The organism is Pseudomonas sp. MF6776 (genome assembly GCF_016613125.1).
In the GTDB taxonomy this organism is placed as follows: domain Bacteria; phylum Pseudomonadota; class Gammaproteobacteria; order Pseudomonadales; family Pseudomonadaceae; genus Aquipseudomonas; species Aquipseudomonas iridis.
The window spans coordinates 1-18,837 of record NZ_JAENSQ010000031.1 but is presented as its reverse complement, the minus strand read 5'-3'; the positions used below and the strand labels follow the sequence as shown (position 1 = coordinate 18,837).

19 protein-coding genes and 1 tRNA gene are annotated in these 18,837 nt (G+C 56.4%); 10 read left to right on the top strand and 10 right to left on the bottom strand.

Features of this window, described 5'->3' with window-relative positions:
- Positions 1 to 79: 79 nt before the first annotated feature.
- From phnE to JJD74_RS25225, 5 genes are all read right to left on the bottom strand, one after another.
- A complete protein-coding gene (gene phnE / locus JJD74_RS25245) occupies positions 80 to 847 on the bottom strand; it encodes a phosphonate ABC transporter, permease protein PhnE (RefSeq protein WP_200617070.1) in 768 nt (255 codons plus the stop codon).
- Positions 844 to 1,668, bottom strand: coding sequence for a PhnE/PtxC family ABC transporter permease (locus JJD74_RS25240; RefSeq protein WP_047302108.1), 825 nt, complete (start codon positions 1,666 to 1,668; stop codon positions 844 to 846). Before JJD74_RS25240 ends, phnE begins: the two co-directional genes overlap by 4 nt.
- On the bottom strand, positions 1,662 to 2,459 hold the full coding sequence (locus JJD74_RS25235; RefSeq protein ID WP_200617069.1) for a phosphonate ABC transporter ATP-binding protein: 798 nt from the start codon (positions 2,457 to 2,459) through the stop codon (positions 1,662 to 1,664). The genes JJD74_RS25240 and JJD74_RS25235 overlap by 7 nt, the downstream gene beginning before the upstream one ends.
- Positions 2,456 to 3,319, bottom strand: coding sequence for a putative selenate ABC transporter substrate-binding protein (locus JJD74_RS25230; RefSeq protein ID WP_042558916.1), 864 nt, complete (start codon positions 3,317 to 3,319; stop codon positions 2,456 to 2,458). Before JJD74_RS25230 ends, JJD74_RS25235 begins: the two co-directional genes overlap by 4 nt.
- Positions 3,320 to 3,569: 250 nt before the next feature.
- Entirely contained in the window at positions 3,570 to 3,971 is a 402-nt protein-coding gene (locus JJD74_RS25225) for a RidA family protein (protein WP_115147960.1), read from the bottom strand.
- 115 nt (positions 3,972 to 4,086) lie between these two features.
- Here JJD74_RS25225 and JJD74_RS25220 point away from each other — a divergent pair, with 115 nt between their 5' ends.
- The 5 genes from JJD74_RS25220 to JJD74_RS25200 all read left to right on the top strand — a co-directional run bounded on the left by JJD74_RS25220 (position 4,087) and on the right by JJD74_RS25200 (position 8,746).
- Positions 4,087 to 4,980 carry a LysR family transcriptional regulator gene (locus JJD74_RS25220; RefSeq protein WP_042558918.1) on the top strand — a complete coding sequence of 298 codons (894 nt, stop codon included), beginning with the start codon at positions 4,087 to 4,089 and terminating at the stop codon, positions 4,978 to 4,980.
- Positions 4,981 to 5,103: 123 nt separating this feature from the next.
- Entirely contained in the window at positions 5,104 to 6,264 is a 1,161-nt protein-coding gene (locus JJD74_RS25215; protein WP_047303359.1) for a radical SAM/SPASM domain-containing protein, read from the top strand.
- An 86-nt stretch (positions 6,265 to 6,350) separates the two neighbouring features.
- Positions 6,351 to 7,376 carry a GlxA family transcriptional regulator gene (locus JJD74_RS25210; protein ID WP_200617068.1) on the top strand — a complete coding sequence of 342 codons (1,026 nt, stop codon included), beginning with the start codon at positions 6,351 to 6,353 and terminating at the stop codon, positions 7,374 to 7,376.
- Between the two features lie 539 nt (positions 7,377 to 7,915).
- Positions 7,916 to 8,281, top strand: coding sequence for a DUF6124 family protein (locus tag JJD74_RS25205; protein WP_200617067.1), 366 nt, complete (start codon positions 7,916 to 7,918; stop codon positions 8,279 to 8,281).
- Positions 8,282 to 8,386: 105 nt separating this feature from the next.
- Positions 8,387 to 8,746: a DUF6124 family protein gene (locus tag JJD74_RS25200; protein WP_200617066.1), complete on the top strand. Its 360-nt coding sequence runs from the start codon at positions 8,387 to 8,389 to the stop codon at positions 8,744 to 8,746.
- Positions 8,747 to 8,817: 71 nt separating this feature from the next.
- Here the strand turns inward: JJD74_RS25200 and JJD74_RS25195 are convergent, their stop codons facing one another.
- Complete coding sequence (locus tag JJD74_RS25195; RefSeq protein WP_200617065.1) at positions 8,818 to 9,846, bottom strand: alpha/beta fold hydrolase; 1,029 nt, start codon at positions 9,844 to 9,846, stop codon at positions 8,818 to 8,820.
- Positions 9,847 to 10,164: 318 nt separating this feature from the next.
- Here JJD74_RS25195 and JJD74_RS25190 point away from each other — a divergent pair.
- A tRNA-Gln gene (locus tag JJD74_RS25190) sits at positions 10,165 to 10,239 on the top strand.
- A gap of 114 nt (positions 10,240 to 10,353) precedes the next feature.
- On the opposite strand, the gene JJD74_RS25185 is transcribed toward JJD74_RS25190, so the two are convergent.
- Positions 10,354 to 12,342, bottom strand: coding sequence for a peptidase U32 family protein (locus JJD74_RS25185; RefSeq protein ID WP_200617064.1), 1,989 nt, complete (start codon positions 12,340 to 12,342; stop codon positions 10,354 to 10,356).
- Between the two features lie 309 nt (positions 12,343 to 12,651).
- On the bottom strand, positions 12,652 to 13,032 hold the full coding sequence (locus JJD74_RS25180) for a RidA family protein (RefSeq protein ID WP_042558925.1): 381 nt from the start codon (positions 13,030 to 13,032) through the stop codon (positions 12,652 to 12,654).
- Positions 13,033 to 13,308: 276 nt separating this feature from the next.
- Here JJD74_RS25180 and JJD74_RS25175 point away from each other — a divergent pair, with 276 nt between their 5' ends.
- Positions 13,309 to 13,722, top strand: a complete 414-nt coding sequence (locus tag JJD74_RS25175; protein ID WP_047303372.1) for a cupin domain-containing protein — start codon at positions 13,309 to 13,311, stop codon at positions 13,720 to 13,722.
- A gap of 3 nt (positions 13,723 to 13,725) precedes the next feature.
- On the opposite strand, the gene JJD74_RS25170 is transcribed toward JJD74_RS25175, so the two are convergent.
- Positions 13,726 to 13,935: a hypothetical protein gene (locus tag JJD74_RS25170; protein ID WP_200617063.1), complete on the bottom strand. Its 210-nt coding sequence runs from the start codon at positions 13,933 to 13,935 to the stop codon at positions 13,726 to 13,728.
- An 874-nt stretch (positions 13,936 to 14,809) separates the two neighbouring features.
- Here JJD74_RS25170 and JJD74_RS25165 point away from each other — a divergent pair.
- Both JJD74_RS25165 and JJD74_RS25160 read left to right on the top strand, forming a co-directional pair.
- On the top strand, positions 14,810 to 15,367 hold the full coding sequence (locus tag JJD74_RS25165) for a helix-turn-helix domain-containing protein (RefSeq protein WP_200617062.1): 558 nt from the start codon (positions 14,810 to 14,812) through the stop codon (positions 15,365 to 15,367).
- A 106-nt stretch (positions 15,368 to 15,473) separates the two neighbouring features.
- Entirely contained in the window at positions 15,474 to 16,049 is a 576-nt protein-coding gene (locus JJD74_RS25160; protein WP_200617061.1) for an HD domain-containing protein, read from the top strand.
- Between the two features lie 290 nt (positions 16,050 to 16,339).
- Here the strand turns inward: JJD74_RS25160 and JJD74_RS25155 are convergent, their stop codons facing one another.
- Entirely contained in the window at positions 16,340 to 16,780 is a 441-nt protein-coding gene (locus tag JJD74_RS25155; protein WP_200617060.1) for a phage infection protein, read from the bottom strand.
- A gap of 1,200 nt (positions 16,781 to 17,980) precedes the next feature.
- Here JJD74_RS25155 and rimA point away from each other — a divergent pair.
- Positions 17,981 to 18,751: a S6 modification regulatory phosphodiesterase RimA gene (gene rimA, locus JJD74_RS25150; protein WP_200617059.1), complete on the top strand. Its 771-nt coding sequence runs from the start codon at positions 17,981 to 17,983 to the stop codon at positions 18,749 to 18,751.
- The last annotated feature ends 86 nt before the right edge of the window (positions 18,752 to 18,837 follow it).

The window sequence follows — 18,837 nt, the reverse complement described above, 5'->3', positions numbered from 1 at the left end:
TCTGACCGCCTCGCGGGTGTGCGAGGTTTCCTGAAGCATAATCAGCTTCTGACAGATATCCACTCGCCAGCATCTGTACTTACGCCTTCACCCAGCGCTGGCGGCTCCACGCACTCAACCAGTCCACCGCAAACACCAGCACCAGCATCGCCAGAATCACCGTGCTGGCCTGTGCTTCCTGAAACAGGCTGAGGCTCACATACAGCATCTGCCCCAATCCGCCCGCGCCGACAAAACCCAGCACGCTGGCCATGCGGATGTTGTTTTCCCAGCGGTACAGGACGTAGGCGAGCAGTTGTGGGGCGAGGTTGGGCAGGGTGCCGTAGCAGAAGGCGAGGACGGGGTTACCGCCCTGCAGGCGGATCGCTTCGGCCGGTTGCGGCGGGGTGTTTTCCAGCGCTTCGGCGAACAAGCGGCCAAGCACGCCAGTGGTGTGCAGGGCGAGGGCCAGCGTCCCGGCGTTTGGGCCCAGCCCGGCGGCGAGCACCATCAGCGCGGCCCAGACCAGTTCCGGAATGGCCCGCAGAGCATTGAGCAGCCATCGCGAAGCACTGCGCAGCGGCCAGCCGAAACGTCCGGCAGCGGGCAGGGCGAGGACGATGCCCAGCAGCGCGGCGAGCAGGGTGCCGAGCGCCGACATGGCCAGGGTTTCCAGCGAGCCATGGAGGATCGCTTTCAAGTAATCGGCGCTCAGATCCGGGCTGAGAAAACGCTGCACATACGCGCCCATCTGTTTCAGGCTGGTGGCACTGCCGAGCTCGCCGAGGTCGAGCCCTAAGTAGATGAACGAAGCGATGACGGCCACGCCGATGCCGGCGATCAGCAACAGATTGATCAGACGGTTCATGCCAGCCTCCAGCGCAGCAAACGGCTGAGTTGATCGGCCACCAGCACCAGCAGCAGGAACGTCAGCAGAATGCTCGCGACCTCACCGCCGGCGAACATACGGATCGACAGGTCGATTTGCTGGCCCAGGCCACCGGCGCCAACAAAACCCATCACCACCGAAGCGCGGATCGCACATTCCCAGCGATAGACCGTGTACGAGAGCAATTCCCCGGCGACATTCGGCAAGATTCCATAAGCAAAACTCGCCAGTCGACCGCTGCCCGACTGCAACAGCGCGTGCGCCGGACGCTGGTCGGTGGATTCGAAAATCTCTGCGTAGACCTTGCCGAGCATGCCGCTGTAGGTGATCGCAATCGCCAGCACGCCCGCCGCCGGGCCGAGGCCCACGGCGCGCACGAACAACAGCGCCCAGACGATTTCCGGCACGCTGCGCAGGAAGATCAGCAACCCACGAACCGGCCAGCGCAACAAACGACCGAAACGACTAGGCACGCCACCCCGTGAAGCGGCAGACAGCGACAAGGCACGGCTGGCGAGCAAACTGGCGGGCACCGCCAGCAACAGCGCCAACGCCATGCCTGCCGTGGCAATCGCCAGGGTTTGCAGCGTGGCTTTAAACAATAACTGCAAAAAATCTTCATCGTGAGCGGGCGGCCAGAACTGCGCGACAAACCGGCCCATTTCATTCTGACTGTCGGGCAGCAGCACGCCCAGATTCAGCTCGCTGAGCTGGATTCCAGGCCACAGCACCGCAATCGCCAAAACCGTCAGCAGCAGACGCGGCCACGCCGCGGGATCGCGTGAATCGGCCTTCAGCATCGCGGAATCTGCACAGGCAGAGGCGCAACTGGCGAGGGCGGCGATTGCAGATGTTCATTGGCGTACAGCGCGTCGAGCATGTCGTGGCTGACTTGATCGGCAGGGCTGTCGAACAGAATCTGGCCGTCACGCAAGCCGATGATGCGCGGGAAGTGCGACAGCGCGAGGTCCACCGCATGCAGGCTCGCCACCAGCGTGACGTTATGCTCGCGGGCATGACGCGACAGCACCGTCAGCGTGTGCCCGGCCATGACCGGATCCATCGCCGACACCGGCTCGTCGGCCAGCAGAATCTCCGGCGCCTGATACAGCACCCGGGCGATGCCGACGCGCTGCAACTGACCGCCCGATAGTTGTTGGCAGTGGGCGAACAATTTATCGCCCAGATCGAGCCGTGCCAATGCCGCGCGGGCGCCGGGCACGTCGAGTGGATGCAGCAGGTTCAGCAGGCTTTTACCCAAGCTCCACTGTCCGAGCTTGCCGGCCAGCACGGCTGTGACCACGCGCTGGCGCAGCGGCAGTGGCGGCGCCTGATGCACCAGGCCAATACGCGCGCGCAGGCGTTGTCGCTGGCGGGCAGACAAGTGCCAGGCGCGTTCGCCGAGCACTTCGATCTCGCCGCTGCTGGGCCGCAGTGCGGTGGCCAGCAGGTTGAGCAAACTCGATTTACCGGCCCCGGACGGGCCGATGATCGCGACTTGTTCGCCGACGCCAATCTGCAAGTCGATGCCGCGCAGGGCATCGACTCCATTGGCGTGGCGCAGGCTGACGTGGGTGAGGCGTAGCGTCATTTCAGCAAGTCGGCAGCGCGGGCGGCTTCCTCGATGCCCTTGTAGTTCTCAGGCTTGGTGTCGATGAAACGGCTGGCAGCCTGCAGATCGAGAATCTTCTTCTGTTCAGGGTTGGCCGGATCCAGATCAAGGAAAGCTTTTTTGATCTTCGCCGCCAGCGCCGGGTCGAGTGTGCCGCGCACAGTCCAGTTGTAATCGAAGTACGACGGAGTGGTGGCGAAGACTTTGACCTTGTTGGTGTCGACCTTGCCGGCGTCCACCAGTTTCTGCCAGACACTGGCGTTCAACACACCGGCGTCGACCTTGCCAGCCTGCACCCAGGCAACCGTGGCGTCGTGGGCACCGGAGTAGGCGACGCGACTGAAATACGCTTCAGGCTTGATACCGTCGTTTTTCAGCATGAAGTAACGCGGCATCAGGCTGCCGGAAGTCGACGACACGGAACCGAAAGCGAAGGTCTTGCCTTTCAGATCGGCCAGGCTTTTGACGTTCGGGTCGGCGGTAATGAATTTGCTGGTGAACTGCGCATCCTGTTCGCGCTGCACCAGCGGAATCACCGGAGTGGTAGCGTCGGTCTTCAGGCGTGCCTGCACAAACGTGAAGCCACCCAGCCAGGCCATGTCGAGACGGTCGGTGGCCAAGGCTTCAACCACTGCCGGGTAATCGGCCACCGGGACGAACTGCACCTTCATGCCCAATTGCTGTTCCAGATACGCACCCAATGGCTCGAACTTGCGCAGCAGTTCAGTCGGGGCTTCATCGGGAATGGCGCTGACCCGCAACACATCAGCGGCTTGCGCTGCCAGCGCGGAAAGGGACAGGGCCAGGCCGGCCGTCAGTGCCAGGGTTCGTTTGAGCATGGAATTCTCCGTTTCGTGAGCGTCAAAGTCGAAGCGCCGCCGTTGTGCAGTCGAGGCTGGGCGCAAAGTCAGGTTAGACGAAACGGCGAGGTTATACGCATTCGTGGGTTCAAAGGCCAGTGCGCATCAGCTTTGGTCACACTTGATGCCCCCGGACAACCCCTGTAGGAGCTGCGGCACGCTGCGATCTTTTGATCTTGTTGTTAAAGATCAAAAGATCGCAGCGTGCCGCAGCTCCTACAAGGGGCAATCAGTGGTTTTCTGGGAGTCTGGCGATCACTTTGATCTCGAAGTCGAAACCATACAGCCAGGTCACGCCAACGGCGGTAACGGTCGGATGCGGCGCTTCGCCCCAGAACTCCGTCAGCACGATGTTCCAGATCGTCTCGAACTTCGATTGCGGATCAACCATGAAAAGGGTGACGTCGACCACGTCCTCGAACGTGCAACCGGCCTCGTCGAGAATTGCATTCAGGTTATTGAAAGCCTGACGCACCTGGTTCTGCAGATCCGGCTCGGGCGTACCGTCCTCCGTACTGCCGACTTGGCCCGAGACAAACAGAAAACCGTTGGAGCGGATCGCCGGTGAGTAGCGATGGCGCTCGTAAAGGGTCCTGCGGGTAGGTGGGAAAACAACATCGCGCTGCGTCATGGGGGTGTCTCCATCAGTGAGGTGATGGCCCAACTTTAGGGATTTGCAGGTGCGCGATAAACGCGCAAGCTTGGCGTTAACTGTTTGTGAAACCCAAACAATCGGAAGCCGAGCAATGGACCGTTTTGATGCAATGCAGGCGTTTGCACGGGTGGTCGAGGCGGGGAGCTTCACCAAAGCCGCTGAAACCCTGCACATGAGCAAGACCACCGTGACGCAACTGGTCCAGCAGTTGGAGGCGCGGTTGCGGGTCAAATTGCTCAATCGCACCACGCGCAAGGTCAATGTCACGGCTGACGGTGCGGCGTATTACCAGCGCGTGATCAAGTTGCTGGCCGACATGGAGGACGCCGAAACCAGTTTGCCCGGTGCCTCGGTGTCGCCCAGTGGCCGCTTGCGCGTGGACGTCCCCAGCCCGTTCGCTCGCTTGATTCTGATCCCGGCATTGCCCGAGTTTCACGCGCGGTATCCAGACATTCAGATCGACATGGGCGTCAGCGATCGCATCGTCGACATCATCGATGAGAACGTCGACTGCGTGGTACGTGGCGGCGAGTTGCTGGACCAGTCACTGATGGCGCGCAAGGTCGCGGATCTGCAATTGGGCGTGTTTGCCGCGCCCGACTACCTCGCTCGCTCCGGCACGCCGATGCATCCGCAGGAGCTGGAAGATTCCCATCATCGCGTGGTTGCGTTCCTGTGGGCGCGCACCGGCAAGCCCATGCCGTATGCCCTGCATAACGATAAGCAAAGCCTGCAGATCAAGGGTCGCCATGTTTTGGCAGTCGACGACGGCAATGCCTACCTTGCGGCGGGTCTGGCCGGCATGGGCGTGCTGTGGCTGCCCAGGTACATGTCCGACGCCCCGGTGGCGCGCGGCGAGCTAGTGCCGCTGTTCGAGGGCTGGCAACTTGAATCGATGCCTCTCTACATAGCGTATCCGCCGAACCGGCATATCAGTCTCAAGTTGCGAGTATTTATCGATTGGGTTGTGAAGTTAATGGCTTAGGAGGCGTGTGGTGCACTTTTTGCTTGGACGTGCTCAATGTCGTCAAATAACTAACACATCCGGCAACCCGAAAGCCTGCGGCGTTGACCAGAGTAGCGTTGAGCTCAAGGGGCTTTACTCATCATGAACATGTACATCGATATCGTCGGCGCCTGCAATCTGAGTTGCCCCTCTTGCCCGATGGGCAACTCGGAAAACCTAAACTTCAAAAAAGCCATGCAGCTCGACATGTTCCGGCAGATCGTCGAGAAAGCCAAACGCGAAGGCGTTCGGGCGATTTTTCTCTACAACTGGACTGAGCCTTTGGTGCATCCGAAGATCGGCGAGTTCATCGAGATCATCAATGCAGCCGGCATGAACAGTGGCGTCAGCACTAACCTGAACCTGGCCAAGAACATGGAAAAAGCCTTGTTGGCCGAGCCGGGTTTCTTCCGTATTTCGCTGTCAGGGTTTTACCAGGAGACCTACGCGAAGGGGCATGTAGGGGGGGACATCGAAGTTGTAAAACAGAACATGATCACGCTGAGTGAAATCGTGCAGCGTCATGGTCTGAACACCAATGTCGAGGTTTATTACCATCGGTATCTGGACAATCTGGCAGAAGAAGCACTGATGCGCGAGTTCAGTGAACGTCTCGGCTTTATATTCAACACGGGGTATTCCGTGATGATGCCGCTGGAGAAGGCGCTGGCCATTGTCGAACGCGATCCTTCCGTGACCGATACTGACCACGAGACCCTGAAAAGGCTGGCATTGCCGCCTTACGATGATCTGGTCAATGTCGTACAACACTTCCATAAGCAAGCGTGCACACTCAAAGATAACTGGCTGGTGATCGACTGCAACGGCAATACAGTGCTTTGCTGCACCATCTTCAATCAAAGCGAATATCAGGTCGGAAAGTATCTGGACATCAATGTCGACGAATTGATGAAGCGTAAAGATACCCAGAAAAACTGTGTCGACATGTGCAATCGGTGCGTAAACAAGGGGATGCACATCTACGCGATGCACCCCGGCAAGGGCGTGCTGGAAAGTCATGCAATCAATCGCATGATCGATTTCCAGCAACGCACCATTGCGGGTCTGCCGATTGATAGCGAGCAACTCGGCCGGGCCGGCGAGGTCAGTTCCGAAAATTTCGATGAAGCCCAATACCTTCAACTGAACGATGACGTGCGCCACGCCGTTTCCACCGGCGCTTTCACCAGCGGCTATCAACACTACGTGCTCTTCGGTCGCCTGGAAGGGCGAGTGGGCGCCGGGCTTTTTTCAGCGGTGTAAACGCAGTCAGGATGACCCGGTCAGTAACAGGCGTGATTGACTCCGGCGCGGTTCAGGCCAACTATCGGCGCATAACAACATGACCGATGGACCAGACCTTGATCGAACGACGTCAATTCAGCGGGGGCATGAAGGGCAAAAACCTCCGCTATCTGAATGAGCAATCCGCTGACCAGACCCGCGTGACGCGCGCGGGTTTTTTACTGCTTGAACACTTTTCGCTGCCGGCCTTCACCCAGGCGCTGGACACGATCATTACAAGCAATCTGTTGCGCGCAGAGCTGTTTTCTACGCGCACGTTTGGCTTGAGTGAAGCTGAGGTCATCAGCGATCTGGGATTGGTGATTCGGCCAGATGCGCGGATTGATCTGGCGGCACTTCAGGATCTGGATTTGTTGGTGGTGTGCGGCGGCTATCGAACCGAACTGCGCGCCAGTGACGAGTTCATCAGCCTGTTGAAAGCGGCAGCAGAACGCGGTGTCAGCCTCGCAGGTTTGTGGAATGGCGCGTGGTTTCTAGGCCGCGCAGGATTGCTCGACGGCTATCGTTGCGCGATCCACCCGGAACATCGCCCGGCGCTGACCGAAATCGCCAAGACCACCCACGTCAGCAGCGAACCCTACGTCATCGACCGCGACCGACTCACGGCATCGAGCCCATCCGGGGCGTTTCACATGGCACTGGACTGGATCAAGAACCTCCACGGCAAGGCCCTGGTCGAGGGCGTCGAGGATATCCTCGCCTTCGAGGAGTCGCGTTATCGACGGATCAAACCAGATGAGAATATCTGCGTCAGCGCACCCCTGCGTGAAGTGGTGAAGCTGATGGACGCCAACCTCGAAGAACCTTTGGAGCTGGAGCAACTGGCGGTCTACGCCGGCCGCTCCCGCCGCCAGTTGGAGCGCTTGTTCAAGGAACAACTCGGCACCACGCCGCAGCGCTATTACCTGGAGTTGCGCATCACCGAAGCACGGCGCTTGCTGCAACACACCGAGCTGTCGCAGGTGGAAGTGCTGGTGGCGTGCGGGTTTGTTTCGCCGAGTCATTTCAGTAAGTGCTATAGCTCGTATTTCGGGTATCGACCTTCGAAGGAAAAACGACTGGTCAAATAACCCAAACCCGGTATCCAAGTCGGCGTACCTACAACCTTCACATCAAAAGATCGCAGCCTTCGGCAGCTCCTACAATGGCCCCTGTAGGAGCTGCCGAAGGCTGCGATCTTTTGATGTGAGGGGACTGAAATTGACCCGCAAAGGGGACGAAGGATTCACGTCCGTTGCGGCACTTAAACGCCACTGCGCGCACACGTTTAACTTACACGCACTGTTACGCCATAACGGCTACACCACCTTGCGCCGTTGCCTACGCGTACGCCAGAATCCGCCGGCTTACGCGCTTTGAGGCGGGCTGTATCGTTTCCCTGTCACTGCAAAACAGTGATCGGGTTTGGTAGCCCGTCCTCTAAGCGTAATGCGCCGCTATATGCAGTCTCTTTTCGGGACTCGGTTTATATGGTGGCCATGCGTGGGGCTCTTTCGGGAGCGCCGGGGTTTACTCGCTTAGACCGGTTTACCAACCTGCGTAATGGTCACCACCCTCGTTTGGTAGCGTGAGTGATGGCTCCTCATTTTTTGCTAAGCGAGTGTCATCTATGTTCAAAATCACGCCAAACCCGCCAGACACCGATCCAATCCCCTACGACGCCGCGCTCGAACCTCAAAACATCAAAGAGGCAACAGAACGCGCGATCAACTTCTATCTCAATCCCTCGGCATTGAAGACTTCAATCCCCACACGCAAGACCGGCCGAATCTATCTCATCGACCCCACGGTGGATGACGAAACGCTGCTCGTCGAGGCCTACGAAACCTTGTCGTCCGCCAGTGACATGGCGCGTGAGTTCGCCGAGTTGATGGAGGGGCCACACCGCAAAAAGATGCTGGTGCTGCAGCAGGTGATCATGCTCAGCGAACTGGTGGTGGGGCGAGTCCTGGATAATCAGCGCTTGCCGCAATAGTCGCGATGCAGATGAGTGAGGGGGCTTGCTCCCTCATTGCAGACAAGCGTCTACGGTCGCGATCGTGACGCTTCAGGCTTTCTGGCTCTTATGGAGTTTCAGCTGATGTCCAAGACACCCGAACCACCCGTCACAGATCCGGCATCGCCGTACGCATCACCCAACTCAAGAAAACTCCACGAAGCGGCAGAGCGTGCGCTTGACCATTACCTGCTGCCAGCTGCCGGGATCATGGCAACACCCTATACGCCCAGCACTATGTTCATGGTCAACCCGCAGTCCGACGCCGAGTCCTTGCTGACCAATGCCAGCGGCTCTTTAGCATCTGCCACCGTCATGCTCGGTAATTTTGCAGGGCTGCTGGAAGGGTCGAACCGCCATACCTTGTTGGGTATCGCGCAAGTGGTCATGTTGGGAGAGTTGGCGGTCAACAAGGCGTTGGATATCGTTGTGCCAACGGAGTAATCACGTACGTTAGCCATTAAGCAGTCAGCCTGAGCGGTTGACTGCTTTTTTGTGCGGGTAGGGGAAGACTTTTAAAGGTGATCCGCATCAATCACAGCCTTGGCAAACGCCTGCGGATCTTCCTGCGGCAAGTTGTGGCCAATGCCACCGTTGATCAGCCGAAACTCGTACTTGCCGGTAAAGCGCTTGGCGTAGTCCTCCGGCGCCGGGTGCGGTGCACCGTTGGCGTCGCCTTCCAGGGTGATGGTCGGCACGCTGATCGATGGGGCGGTGGCCAGTTTCTGCTCCAGCGCCGCGTATTTCGCCTCGCCCTGCACCAGGCCCAGTCGCCAGCGGTAATTGAACACGGTGATGTCGACGTGATCGGGGTTCTCCAGCGCTTTGGCGGAGCGATCGAAGGTTGCGTCATCGAACTTCCACTGCGGCGAAGCGGTTTGCCAGATCAGCCTGGCGAAGTCGTGGGTGTTCTTCGCATAGCCAGCGCGGCCGCGGTCGGTGGCGAAGTAGAACTGATACCACCACTGCAATTCAGCTTTGGGCGGCAGCGGGTTCTGCCCGGCCGCCTGATTGCCGATCAGGTAGCCGCTGACCGACACCAGCGCCTTGACCCGCTCCGGCCAAAGCGCCGAGACGATGTCCGCCGAGCGTGCGCCCCAGTCATAACCGCCGAGCACCGCTTGCTTGATCTTCAGCGCATCCATGAAGTCGATGACGTCACTGGCCAGCGCCGCCGGTTGGCCGTTGCGCAGGGTGTCTTTGGAGAGGAATTGCGTATCGCCATAACCCCGCGCATACGGCATCAATACGCGATAGCCTTTGGTCGCGAGCAATGGCGCGACTTCATCGTAGCTGTGAATGTCGTAGGGCCAGCCGTGCAACAAAATCACCACCGGGCCGTCGGCCGGACCGGTTTCGGCGTAAGCGACGTCCAGCACACCCGCCTTCACATGCTTCAGCGGACCGAACGGCGAGGGCGCGGAATAGCTCGCAGCCGAAGGTTCCGCGCTTTGGGCTTGAGCCGCACCCAAAGCGCCGAACAACGACAGCGCCAGAATCGAAAGTCCGAATGCGGTTTTGCGAGTGTGCAGTGCCATTTTCATGGTGACGTCTCCTGTGCGAACTGTCGGATGAGGGTTGCGAATGAACCCTTCAAACCTTGAGTGCATTTGAGCGCCGAGACGTATCTGGCCTGTGTCGAAGAGGGGCGATGTTGAAATCCGCTGTATCGCGGCGGGGTAGGTACACAGTGTGATACACGCCGCCAAACGGGCCGATCATTGGGCTAAATCCGGCCAAGAAAATAAGTCGCTGTTTTAAAACAAAAAATATTTCATTTCGGGCTTCCCAAACGTATCGAATGTTGATAAATTGCGCCCCGTTCTTGCAGTGATCCTCACGGAGCCGCTGACAAGTGCTGTAGGGGCGTCGCCAAGCGGTAAGGCAGCAGGTTTTGATCCTGCCATGCGTTGGTTCGAATCCAGCCGCCCCTGCCATCTATCAAAAAACGCCAACTTCGAAAGAAGTTGGCGTTTTTTTATGCCTGCGATTTGGCCTCGATGGAGCAGGGCAGGCGTGCGCGGCGCCGAAGCACCGCGCACGCCGACCACTCAGTGCGGTGCGCGCGGGATGGTTTTCATCAGGTCTTCAGGGCTGATATGGCCAACCACGCTGCCCAGTTGCGGCAGGTTGAGGATGTGGCCTTTCATTTTGCCGATAATGTGCATCTCGCACGGCTTGCAGTCGAACTTCAGCGTCAGCACTTCATCGCCGTGGATCAACTGCATCGGCGCGACTTTGGTGCGCACGCCGGTCACGCCTTTGGCCTGTTTCGGGCACAGATTGAAGGAGAAACGCAGACAATGCTTGGTGATCATCACCGGCACTTCGCCTGCTTCTTCGTGCGCTTCGTACGCGGCGTCGATCAGCTTCACGCCGTGACGATGATAGAAGTCGCGCGCTTTCTGGTTGTAGACGTTGGCGAGGAACGTCAGGTGCGAATCCGGGTACACCGGTGGCGGCGTGGTTTCGGCTTTGCGGCCGCCGCGCGGATGAGCGGCAACGCGGGCGGCGGTCAGCGCTTCGATCACTTCACGGCGCAGGGATTTGAGCTGCGAGTTAGGGATGAAGAATGCCTGTGGCGCATCGAGTTTGATGTCGGTGGCGTGGTACTGCGTGGTGCCGAGTTGGCCGAGCAAATCGCGCAACTGCTCCAGTGCCTGCTCAGGTTTGTTGGCAACGCCAAACGGACCGTTCAGGGTGACGCTGGCGCTGATGCCTTCTTCACTGGTGGCGGTGACATCCAGCTGCTCTTCACGCAGACGCGCAGCCCAGCTCAGGGCGACGCGACGCTCGGAAGAGGTTTTTTGCAGCGCCTGCTGCCAGTTGTGATCGAGGTTACGATTCAACGGGTGGTTCGGACGCAGTTTGTACAGGCCTTCCGGCATTTCGTTCGGTTCGACGCGGTAGCGATAACGCTTCTCGCCGTCTTCTTCGAACTCGCCTTTTGGCTCGGCGATGTTGGCGCGGAAACCGACCACTTCACGCTTGACCAGTACGTTCAGACCGTCGCCGTTGGACAGCGGTTCGTGGGTCACGACCTGCATGTCACGCTTGCCGACTTTCTCGACCGTGCCCACCGGCAAACCGGTGAAGGTCGGCGAATCGAAGGCGCCGATGTCGATCTTGCGATCAGTCGCGAAGTAATCAGTGCTGCCGCGGTGGAAGGTTTTTTCCGGATCGGGCACGAAGAAGTGCGCGGTGCGGCCGCTGGAAGCGCGGGCCAGGTCCGGGCGATCTTCGAGCACGTCGTCGAGGCGCTGACGGTAATAGGCGGTGATGTTTTTCACGTAGCCCATGTCCTTGTAGCGACCTTCGATCTTGAACGAGCGCACACCGGCTTCGACCAGGGCGCGGATGTTGGCGCTCTGGTTGTTGTCTTTCATCGACAGCAGGTGTTTTTCGTAGGCGATCACGCCACCCTTTTCGTCTTTAAGGGTGTACGGCAAGCGACAGGCCTGGGAGCAATCGCCACGGTTGGCGCTGCGCCCGGTCTGCGCGTGGGAAATGTTGCACTGACCGGAGAACGCCACGCACAACGCACCGTGAATGAAGAACTCGACGGCGGCGTCGGTTTCATCGGCGATCGCGCGGATTTCCTGCAGATTGAGTTCGCGAGCCAGCACCAATTGCGAGAAGCCGGCCTGATCGAGGAACTTTGCCCGTTCAAGCGTACGAATGTCGGTCTGGGTCGAGGCGTGCAACTCGATCGGCGGAATGTCCAGCTCCATCACGCCCAGATCCTGGACGATCAATGCATCGACACCGGCGTCGTACAACTGATGGATCAGCTTGCGCGCCGGCTCCAGTTCGTTGTCGTGCAGGATCGTGTTGATGGTGGTGAAGATGCGCGCATGATATTTGCGGGCGAACTCCACCAACTCGGCGATCTCGCTCACTTCGTTGCAGGCGTTATGGCGGGCGCCGAAGCTTGGGCCACCAATGTACACGGCGTCGGCGCCGTGCAGGATCGCCTCGCGGGCAATGGCCACGTCGCGGGCAGGGCTGAGCAATTCCAGATGATGCTTGGGCAAGGACATAGTTTTTTTTAGTCAGGCTGTCACGGTTGAGGCGCGCATTGTAGCCCCGAAATGCGCGCCGGGCACGCCCGTGCTGCCCGATGGCAGATGCCACCCTGCCAAACCCTGTGGGGGCAAGGTTGCTCGCGAAGGGGCAGGCACATCCAACATCAATGTTGCCTGACCCGCCGCCATCGCGGGCAAGCCCGCTCTCACAGTGATTTGTGCCATACACAGATCTCGCGACCACCGCAAAACCCTGTGGGAGCGGGCTTGCCCGCGATGGCGGTGGATCAGTCAATAAAGATGTCGACTATCAGTGCATCGTGATCAGGCCTTGGCAGCCATCGCTGTCACTTCCACGCGCATGCCTTCGACGGCCAGCGAGGCAACACCAACCGCCGCCCGCACCGGCCACGGTTTGGCGAAGAAGCGCTTGTAAACTTCGTTGAACGCGGCGCGATCAGCCATGTCGGTGAGGTAGATGGTCAGATGCATGACCCGGTCCATCGAACTGCCCGCGCGTTCCAGTGCAACTTTCAGCGCTTGCAGTGTGCATTCGCTTTGCTCGGTGATGCCGCCCAGTTCCAGGCTGCCATCGGCACGGGTCGGAATCTGGGTGGAAACCATGATCCCGCCGAAGGTCGCGACGTCGGAAGAAATGGACTCGGCATCCGGATCGGGCGTGAAGGTGATGTCTTGGTTGGCCATGTGGGTCCCTTGTCTGAGCGAGTAAAGATCGCCGCAGTTTACAGATTCGTTGCCGACATGGCCCGTTTGGTCAATCGAATGGAGGCCTGTCACGCTTCTCACCTCAGGGGCGGTCGCTCCCACACAGACAGAAAGACGAAACGTTTGTATAAGCGTGTATCAATCCCGGCCGGGTACACACGCCAATAACAAACCAAGGATTCACGACACATCAGCACTACAAGCCCTGTTCAAAGTGGCGTCACCACACACCACTGAGTTTGAGAGGGCAACATCATGCGCCGTCCATTGTTCCTGACTACTGCCGCCATACTTGCTTCGATGATCGGCATCGCACACGCCGCCGATACGCAGCCTAAAAGCTGGCAGCAAGGCCTGAGCCGAACTGATCTGGTTCGCCAGGATCTCGGCGCTGCCGACCGCGAAGTGATTCAGGCACGAGTCGATTTTGAACCCGGCGTGACCTCGCCACGCCATGCGCATCCGGGCGTGGAAGTCGCGTACGTGATCAGCGGCACATTTGAATATCAACTCGAGGGCAGGGCGCCCGTGACGCTGAAGGCCGGTGATTCGCTGTTCATTCCGGAGGGTGTGGCGCATATCGCCAAGAACATCGGTACTGACAAGGGCTCGGAGTTGGCGACTTACATCGTGAAGAAGGGCGACCCGCTGTTGATTCTCAAGCCGTAGGGTTTAGTGCAGTGTCACAACCCGGCGACTCTCGCCAATCCGGATCCGGTCGAGCGCACGGTTTAATGCATCAAGTGCGTCGAGAAGGGCTTTGGCTTCCGCTTCTCGACCATCCCCCCACAAGCGTTCGGCCATTTTGTTTAGCGCCTGGATCGATCGCTCGATGTCTGCGGCGGTTGCGGCCTCTTTACTGGCCGGTTGTTTGCTGGGCATTCGGTGACTTTCCTGCATAGCGGGTAGCTGCCGTTTTAGCACGATGCCTGCGTGCCGTGAAGTTCAAGGCAGCATGGCGCCAACGTGCTTTAACTTTTTTAATGTGGTCGGTGACCAGGAATTCATCGCCCCCGCGGGATGGTTGCATCGACCTACAATCCTGCTTTGCGCATCAGAGTTGAAGATTGCCTCAGTGCGGGTTTTAGCACTACGTGTGTTGCCCAAAGTGGCACTTTTTTCTTCCCGTCGTGGTTGATGCACTCGGTGAAACTTTATGAAGTAACGAGGCCGCGGATTCCCATTTCGTTTAACTTTGGCGCTTAAAGCCTGTTCAGGGCAGCCCGTGCAAGCCCAAGAGAAAATTTTATTGCGCAGATGATTGTTTGTAATACGGTTATGTATTGCGGTGCGCTTTCGTTTGGGATTTGAGGTTGACGGGGAGGCTAGGGGGCTTCGAGCCGAAGGCAGTCAATTGTGAATTCTGCTATCGGTCAAAAGCGAACGCTGAACTACGCCCGCTTACGGCCGAGGCTGTGTAAAAACGTTTTTGAGCGCTTCAGGTGCTCAAAACCGCACTGGAAATCGCGTTTCTATGCGAAATCCACATCTGCAGACGTGCCGATAAATTTCAGATTTAACGTAGACGCGGACACTTCAATTTTGGCGAAGCGTTTTTACACACTCTGGGCCCCAAGCTGAAAGTGGCGAAGGACAGGAATCGGCCAGAAGCATTCGTTAAAAAGGGATTTACAAACTGCCCTCACGAAATCATTGCACTGCTGACGCGTCTATCCAGTTTAATTTCTAGCTCATTTACAGACATGTGCCGCATGGATCAGACTGGCCAGCCCTTTACACTTTCTCGTAATACGAAATGTCTGAAATGTTGCTAAACCCTGCCTTGCCCGGCCTTATGCTAAGACGATGGCGTCAGTTACATCGGGTCAAACAGTCCTGTGCAGCGGAGTTGTTTGGCGTCACCCAGTCGACCATTTCACGCTGGGAGAGTGGCGTACTGGAGTTGGATCCCCTCGCACACAAAAAGCTTGAGAAATTGCTGGCTGCACGCCTGACTACAGCCGCTGATCAAGCGCTGGGCCGAATGGTTCGTGAAAGCTCGCGTCCCGTTCATCTCATCTGTGATTTGACGCACCGTCTACTTGCTTGTTCATCTTCTCGAGCAGCCCAGTTCGCGAGTCCTGTCAGTGAGCTGATGGGCAGCTCGTTATGGCGCTTCGCTACGCCAAATATCATTAGCAAGGAAGTTGACCTGGATAGATTGGGTTGGCGTGAAGCCTTCGCACCACCAGCGCTGGAATTTTTAACGGGCGACAATAATTCACCCATCGTTCCGATCAGCCAAAGCTTATGTCGCTGGACACGTATCCCTCTTTCGGACGGAGCAACAGCACGCTTGGTTGAGTCGCTCTGACTGCATCGCCCTGCATATTTTATGCGTGGACGCTGCTCATCTTGAGATTTAGTCTGGCTGAACAAGGCAAGCGGCATTCTGCCCGTCCTCAGAGTCAGAGGTGTTCATGGACATCGAAAAAATCAAAGGGCGTCTCGAATTTCTGCGCGAAGCGGAAAAGCTCAAGGATGTACTTAGAAGCGCACACACCTCTTCCGGGCGTACCGAAAGCACGGCGGAGCACAGTTGGCGCCTATGCCTGATGGCCGTTGTCTTTGGGGATTATCTGACCGGCCTCGACAGGTTAAAAATGCTCAAGATGTGTGTCATTCACGACTTGGGAGAGGCCATCAGCGGAGACATTCCCGCCGTCAATAAAGATTCGTTTCCCCACAAGAGCGACCATGAGAGGAGAGATCTCATTCTCTTGACCAGTGCCCTGGATGAAGCACTAAAAGCCGAGATTCTGGCACTTTGGGACGACTACGAAAATGCTTTGTCGCCAGAGGCGGTAGCCGTCAAGGCGCTAGATAAGTTGGAAACAATGCTTCAGCACAATCAAGGCAAGAACCCACCGGACTTCGATTACGAATTCAATCTTGCCTATGGCAAAAAATACACAGATGCCGCCCCTCTATTCGAGGCGCTTCGAAACATCATTGACCAAGACACCAAACAAAACATGCTTGTAAATCCGAAATGAACCAACCCACAACATAGCCTGCCGCCGCGATGCCTATCCTGATTATCTCTGGACAAGGTCGCTTTTGGCCATTGCAGAGGGACGAAAACGTCTGCTATTGCCCGAAAACGACCAGCAGAACGCCCGCTAACGGCCGCTCTCTACCGGCCATGTCTCCACGAAGCTTGCTGGTCTACTACGGTGCACATCACTGGCCAGGACGAATATAAATGAAGAAAGTCAGTGCAATTACCCATAAAAAACCCGGCTGATCAGACCGGGCTTTCAGGTATCGCGGTGACGCGACTTGTTTATGCAGCGCGTTTATCGATCAAACGGTCCGAGCCACCTTCAGCAACGCGTTTTTCGATCAGACGGTCCGAGACACCTTCGGCAACGCGCTTTTCGATCAGACGGTCCGAGCCACCTTCAGCAACGCGTTTATCGATCAAACGGTCCGAGCCACCTTCGGCAACGCGCTTTTCGATCAGACGGTCCGAGCCACCTTCAGCAACGCGTTTATCGATCAAACGGTCCGAGCCACCTTCGGCAACGCGTTTATCGATCAGACGGTCCGAGCCACCTTCAGCAACGCGTTTTTCGATCAGACGATCCGAGCCACCTTCAGCCACACGACGTTCAATCAGACGATCCGAGCCGCCTTCAGCGACAACCGGGTGAGTCGAGGTAGCGGCGAAAGCGTTAACTGCAAAAACCGAGAAAGCGATGCTGAGGATGGTTTGGCGTTTCATGATCGTGTGCTCCGGGGTGTTTTTGGTTGGTATGGAGCAGATGTTACGCCGCGGATTTTTTAAGAGAACTTCATTACCTTGATGGTGACCATCAATTGCATTGATAGGGCGAGCGGCCGACCTCTGGTGAGCGGGATGAGAGGGGGCAGCCTTCGCAATCGGCATGTATCCGAGCGTTGATTACATTGCGTAGCAACCGTAATGCGCGACAACTCCATTCTCATTGCTGCCATTCACAACCTGAAGCAGCCATTCGCCGGGAAATGGTCATATCGCGTGGATCAGTTTCAGATCCCTGCCTCCCGAGAAGAGAAAGGCGAGCACCGCGGGTTGTCCACCTGAGTGAAGAGTTGAGGCCACATACCGCGTCGCTGCTATATCGCTTGATCAGAAGGGTTGGGAAACGTTGATAAATGGTTATGGCTTTTTAGACTAAAGTCTTCTGTGGTAAATAAGTTATAAAAAACATGAGGTTAGAGTCTATTTTGATTTCATTTTTGACCTTCTGCAAAAAATAATGAATTTATTTGCCGTGGGGGTTCTTACATTTCCTCTCCTGTCGTGATATCAAAGTACCACTAATGCTTCTGTTAAGATAAATGAGTCAAGACAAGAGAAGCAAGAATCATTGGTGAAAGCAATGGTCCAGTATTAACATCAATTGAAAATCGAAATGTTTTTAAATAAAAGTAGAAAGAGCAGGGGGCTTTGATTAAGTGTCTGGTATTTAAGAGTAAAGCAGTGTTGCTATCCTGGAATGATTGCAGGGTCATAATAGTTAATTTACTTGGTTGTAAGTTTATTGTCGCAAAGGTGCGGGCTCTCATCTATATTTTAAATCAGCCATGGTCGATGTTGATCGTGCTAAATGTTGCCCGGGCCTTTCACATCTGAAGTCCTCCGTCTGATTATATTGGTCTCATTTTTGCCGCGCATCCTCGCAATTTGCGACCGGAAACCTTCCTCGCAAAAATTAAATCCGGCTTTATGAAATAAGGCTAAGTATCTAACTAATAAAAGTATTTTGATCTGGTGGTGTTGTTTTTAAGGCTGGCAAGACGTGAGTATATCAGTCGGTGAGAAGCACTATAAGAACCAACTGCTATAGTGAGAGAGCCCAGTCGAGGCCTCATAAAAGCTTCCATGATGTATCTTTTATTCCGATGCTTAAACCTTAATTTGGATTTTTTGGAGCGCGACATGACCGTCTTTCCAAGCGCACTGACTTCGTCAAAGGGTTGCAAGGGTTGCAAAAGCAATATTGATCTGGATTTGGATTTTACTTTCGCTTTTCAGCCGATTGTGGACGTGCGCGATCAATCGATATTTGCACATGAGGCGTTGGTAAGGGGAGTTGATGGTGAGGGGGCTATGTCAGTGCTGGGTAAAGTGAACGATGATAATCGTTATCGATTTGATCAACTTTGTCGCACGCGGGCTATTACTACCGCTGCGCAACTTGGAATGACTGAAAATCTATCGATTAACTTTCTTCCGAATGCAGTTTATCGTCCAGAGCTTTGCATTAGAACTACATTGGAAGCCGCACGAAATAATAATTTCCCGCTCGATCGTCTGATTTTCGAAACGGTCGAAAGCGAATACGTTGATAACAATCACCATCTCACCAATATTCTACGTGAATATCGGGAGTTCGGCTTTAAAACAGCAATTGATGATTTTGGTTCGGGTTATTCGGGATTAACACTGCTGGCAGACTTTCAACCGGATTTTATAAAACTTGATCTGGAACTGGTGCGTAACATTCATCGTGACCACTCTCGTCAGGCTATCGTCCGAGGTATTGTCATTATGTGTGCGGAACTGGGTGTTGAAGTTATTGCAGAAGGAATAGAACATTCCGAGGAGCGGGATTTTCTAACCGAATGCGGAGTTTATCTAATGCAGGGGTACTGGTTCGCCAAGCCTGGGCGGTTGCAGGAGCTGAGTGCAACACGGTTATTGAATTGAAGCCGGAGCATCATGCCGCATTGCCATGGAGTTTTGCATGACCTCTCCCATCACCTCGATGGGGCATTTGAAGTCGAAGCGCTTGC

Bases quoted from the DNA above. Each gene is read 5' to 3' on its own strand.
- JJD74_RS25180 (WP_042558925.1), bottom strand. From the start codon at position 13,032: ATGGCCAACCAAGACATCACCTTCACGCCCGATCCGGATGCCGAGTCC.
- phnE (WP_200617070.1), bottom strand. From the start codon at position 847: ATGAACCGTCTGATCAATCTGTTGCTGATCGCCGGCATCGGCGTGGCC.
- JJD74_RS25200 (WP_200617066.1), top strand. From the start codon at position 8,387: ATGTCCAAGACACCCGAACCACCCGTCACAGATCCGGCATCGCCGTAC.
- JJD74_RS25220 (WP_042558918.1), top strand. From the start codon at position 4,087: ATGGACCGTTTTGATGCAATGCAGGCGTTTGCACGGGTGGTCGAGGCG.
- JJD74_RS25160 (WP_200617061.1), top strand. From the start codon at position 15,474: ATGGACATCGAAAAAATCAAAGGGCGTCTCGAATTTCTGCGCGAAGCG.
- JJD74_RS25175 (WP_047303372.1), top strand. From the start codon at position 13,309: ATGCGCCGTCCATTGTTCCTGACTACTGCCGCCATACTTGCTTCGATG.
- rimA (WP_200617059.1), top strand. From the start codon at position 17,981: ATGACCGTCTTTCCAAGCGCACTGACTTCGTCAAAGGGTTGCAAGGGT.
- JJD74_RS25195 (WP_200617065.1), bottom strand. From the start codon at position 9,846: ATGAAAATGGCACTGCACACTCGCAAAACCGCATTCGGACTTTCGATT.
- JJD74_RS25235 (WP_200617069.1), bottom strand. From the start codon at position 2,459: ATGACGCTACGCCTCACCCACGTCAGCCTGCGCCACGCCAATGGAGTC.
- JJD74_RS25240 (WP_047302108.1), bottom strand. From the start codon at position 1,668: ATGCTGAAGGCCGATTCACGCGATCCCGCGGCGTGGCCGCGTCTGCTG.
- JJD74_RS25205 (WP_200617067.1), top strand. From the start codon at position 7,916: ATGTTCAAAATCACGCCAAACCCGCCAGACACCGATCCAATCCCCTAC.
- JJD74_RS25230 (WP_042558916.1), bottom strand. From the start codon at position 3,319: ATGCTCAAACGAACCCTGGCACTGACGGCCGGCCTGGCCCTGTCCCTT.
- JJD74_RS25210 (WP_200617068.1), top strand. From the start codon at position 6,351: ATGGACCAGACCTTGATCGAACGACGTCAATTCAGCGGGGGCATGAAG.
- JJD74_RS25170 (WP_200617063.1), bottom strand. From the start codon at position 13,935: ATGCCCAGCAAACAACCGGCCAGTAAAGAGGCCGCAACCGCCGCAGAC.
- JJD74_RS25225 (WP_115147960.1), bottom strand. From the start codon at position 3,971: ATGACGCAGCGCGATGTTGTTTTCCCACCTACCCGCAGGACCCTTTAC.
- JJD74_RS25215 (WP_047303359.1), top strand. From the start codon at position 5,104: ATGAACATGTACATCGATATCGTCGGCGCCTGCAATCTGAGTTGCCCC.
- JJD74_RS25155 (WP_200617060.1), bottom strand. From the start codon at position 16,780: ATGAAACGCCAAACCATCCTCAGCATCGCTTTCTCGGTTTTTGCAGTT.
- JJD74_RS25165 (WP_200617062.1), top strand. From the start codon at position 14,810: ATGTCTGAAATGTTGCTAAACCCTGCCTTGCCCGGCCTTATGCTAAGA.
- JJD74_RS25185 (WP_200617064.1), bottom strand. From the start codon at position 12,342: ATGTCCTTGCCCAAGCATCATCTGGAATTGCTCAGCCCTGCCCGCGAC.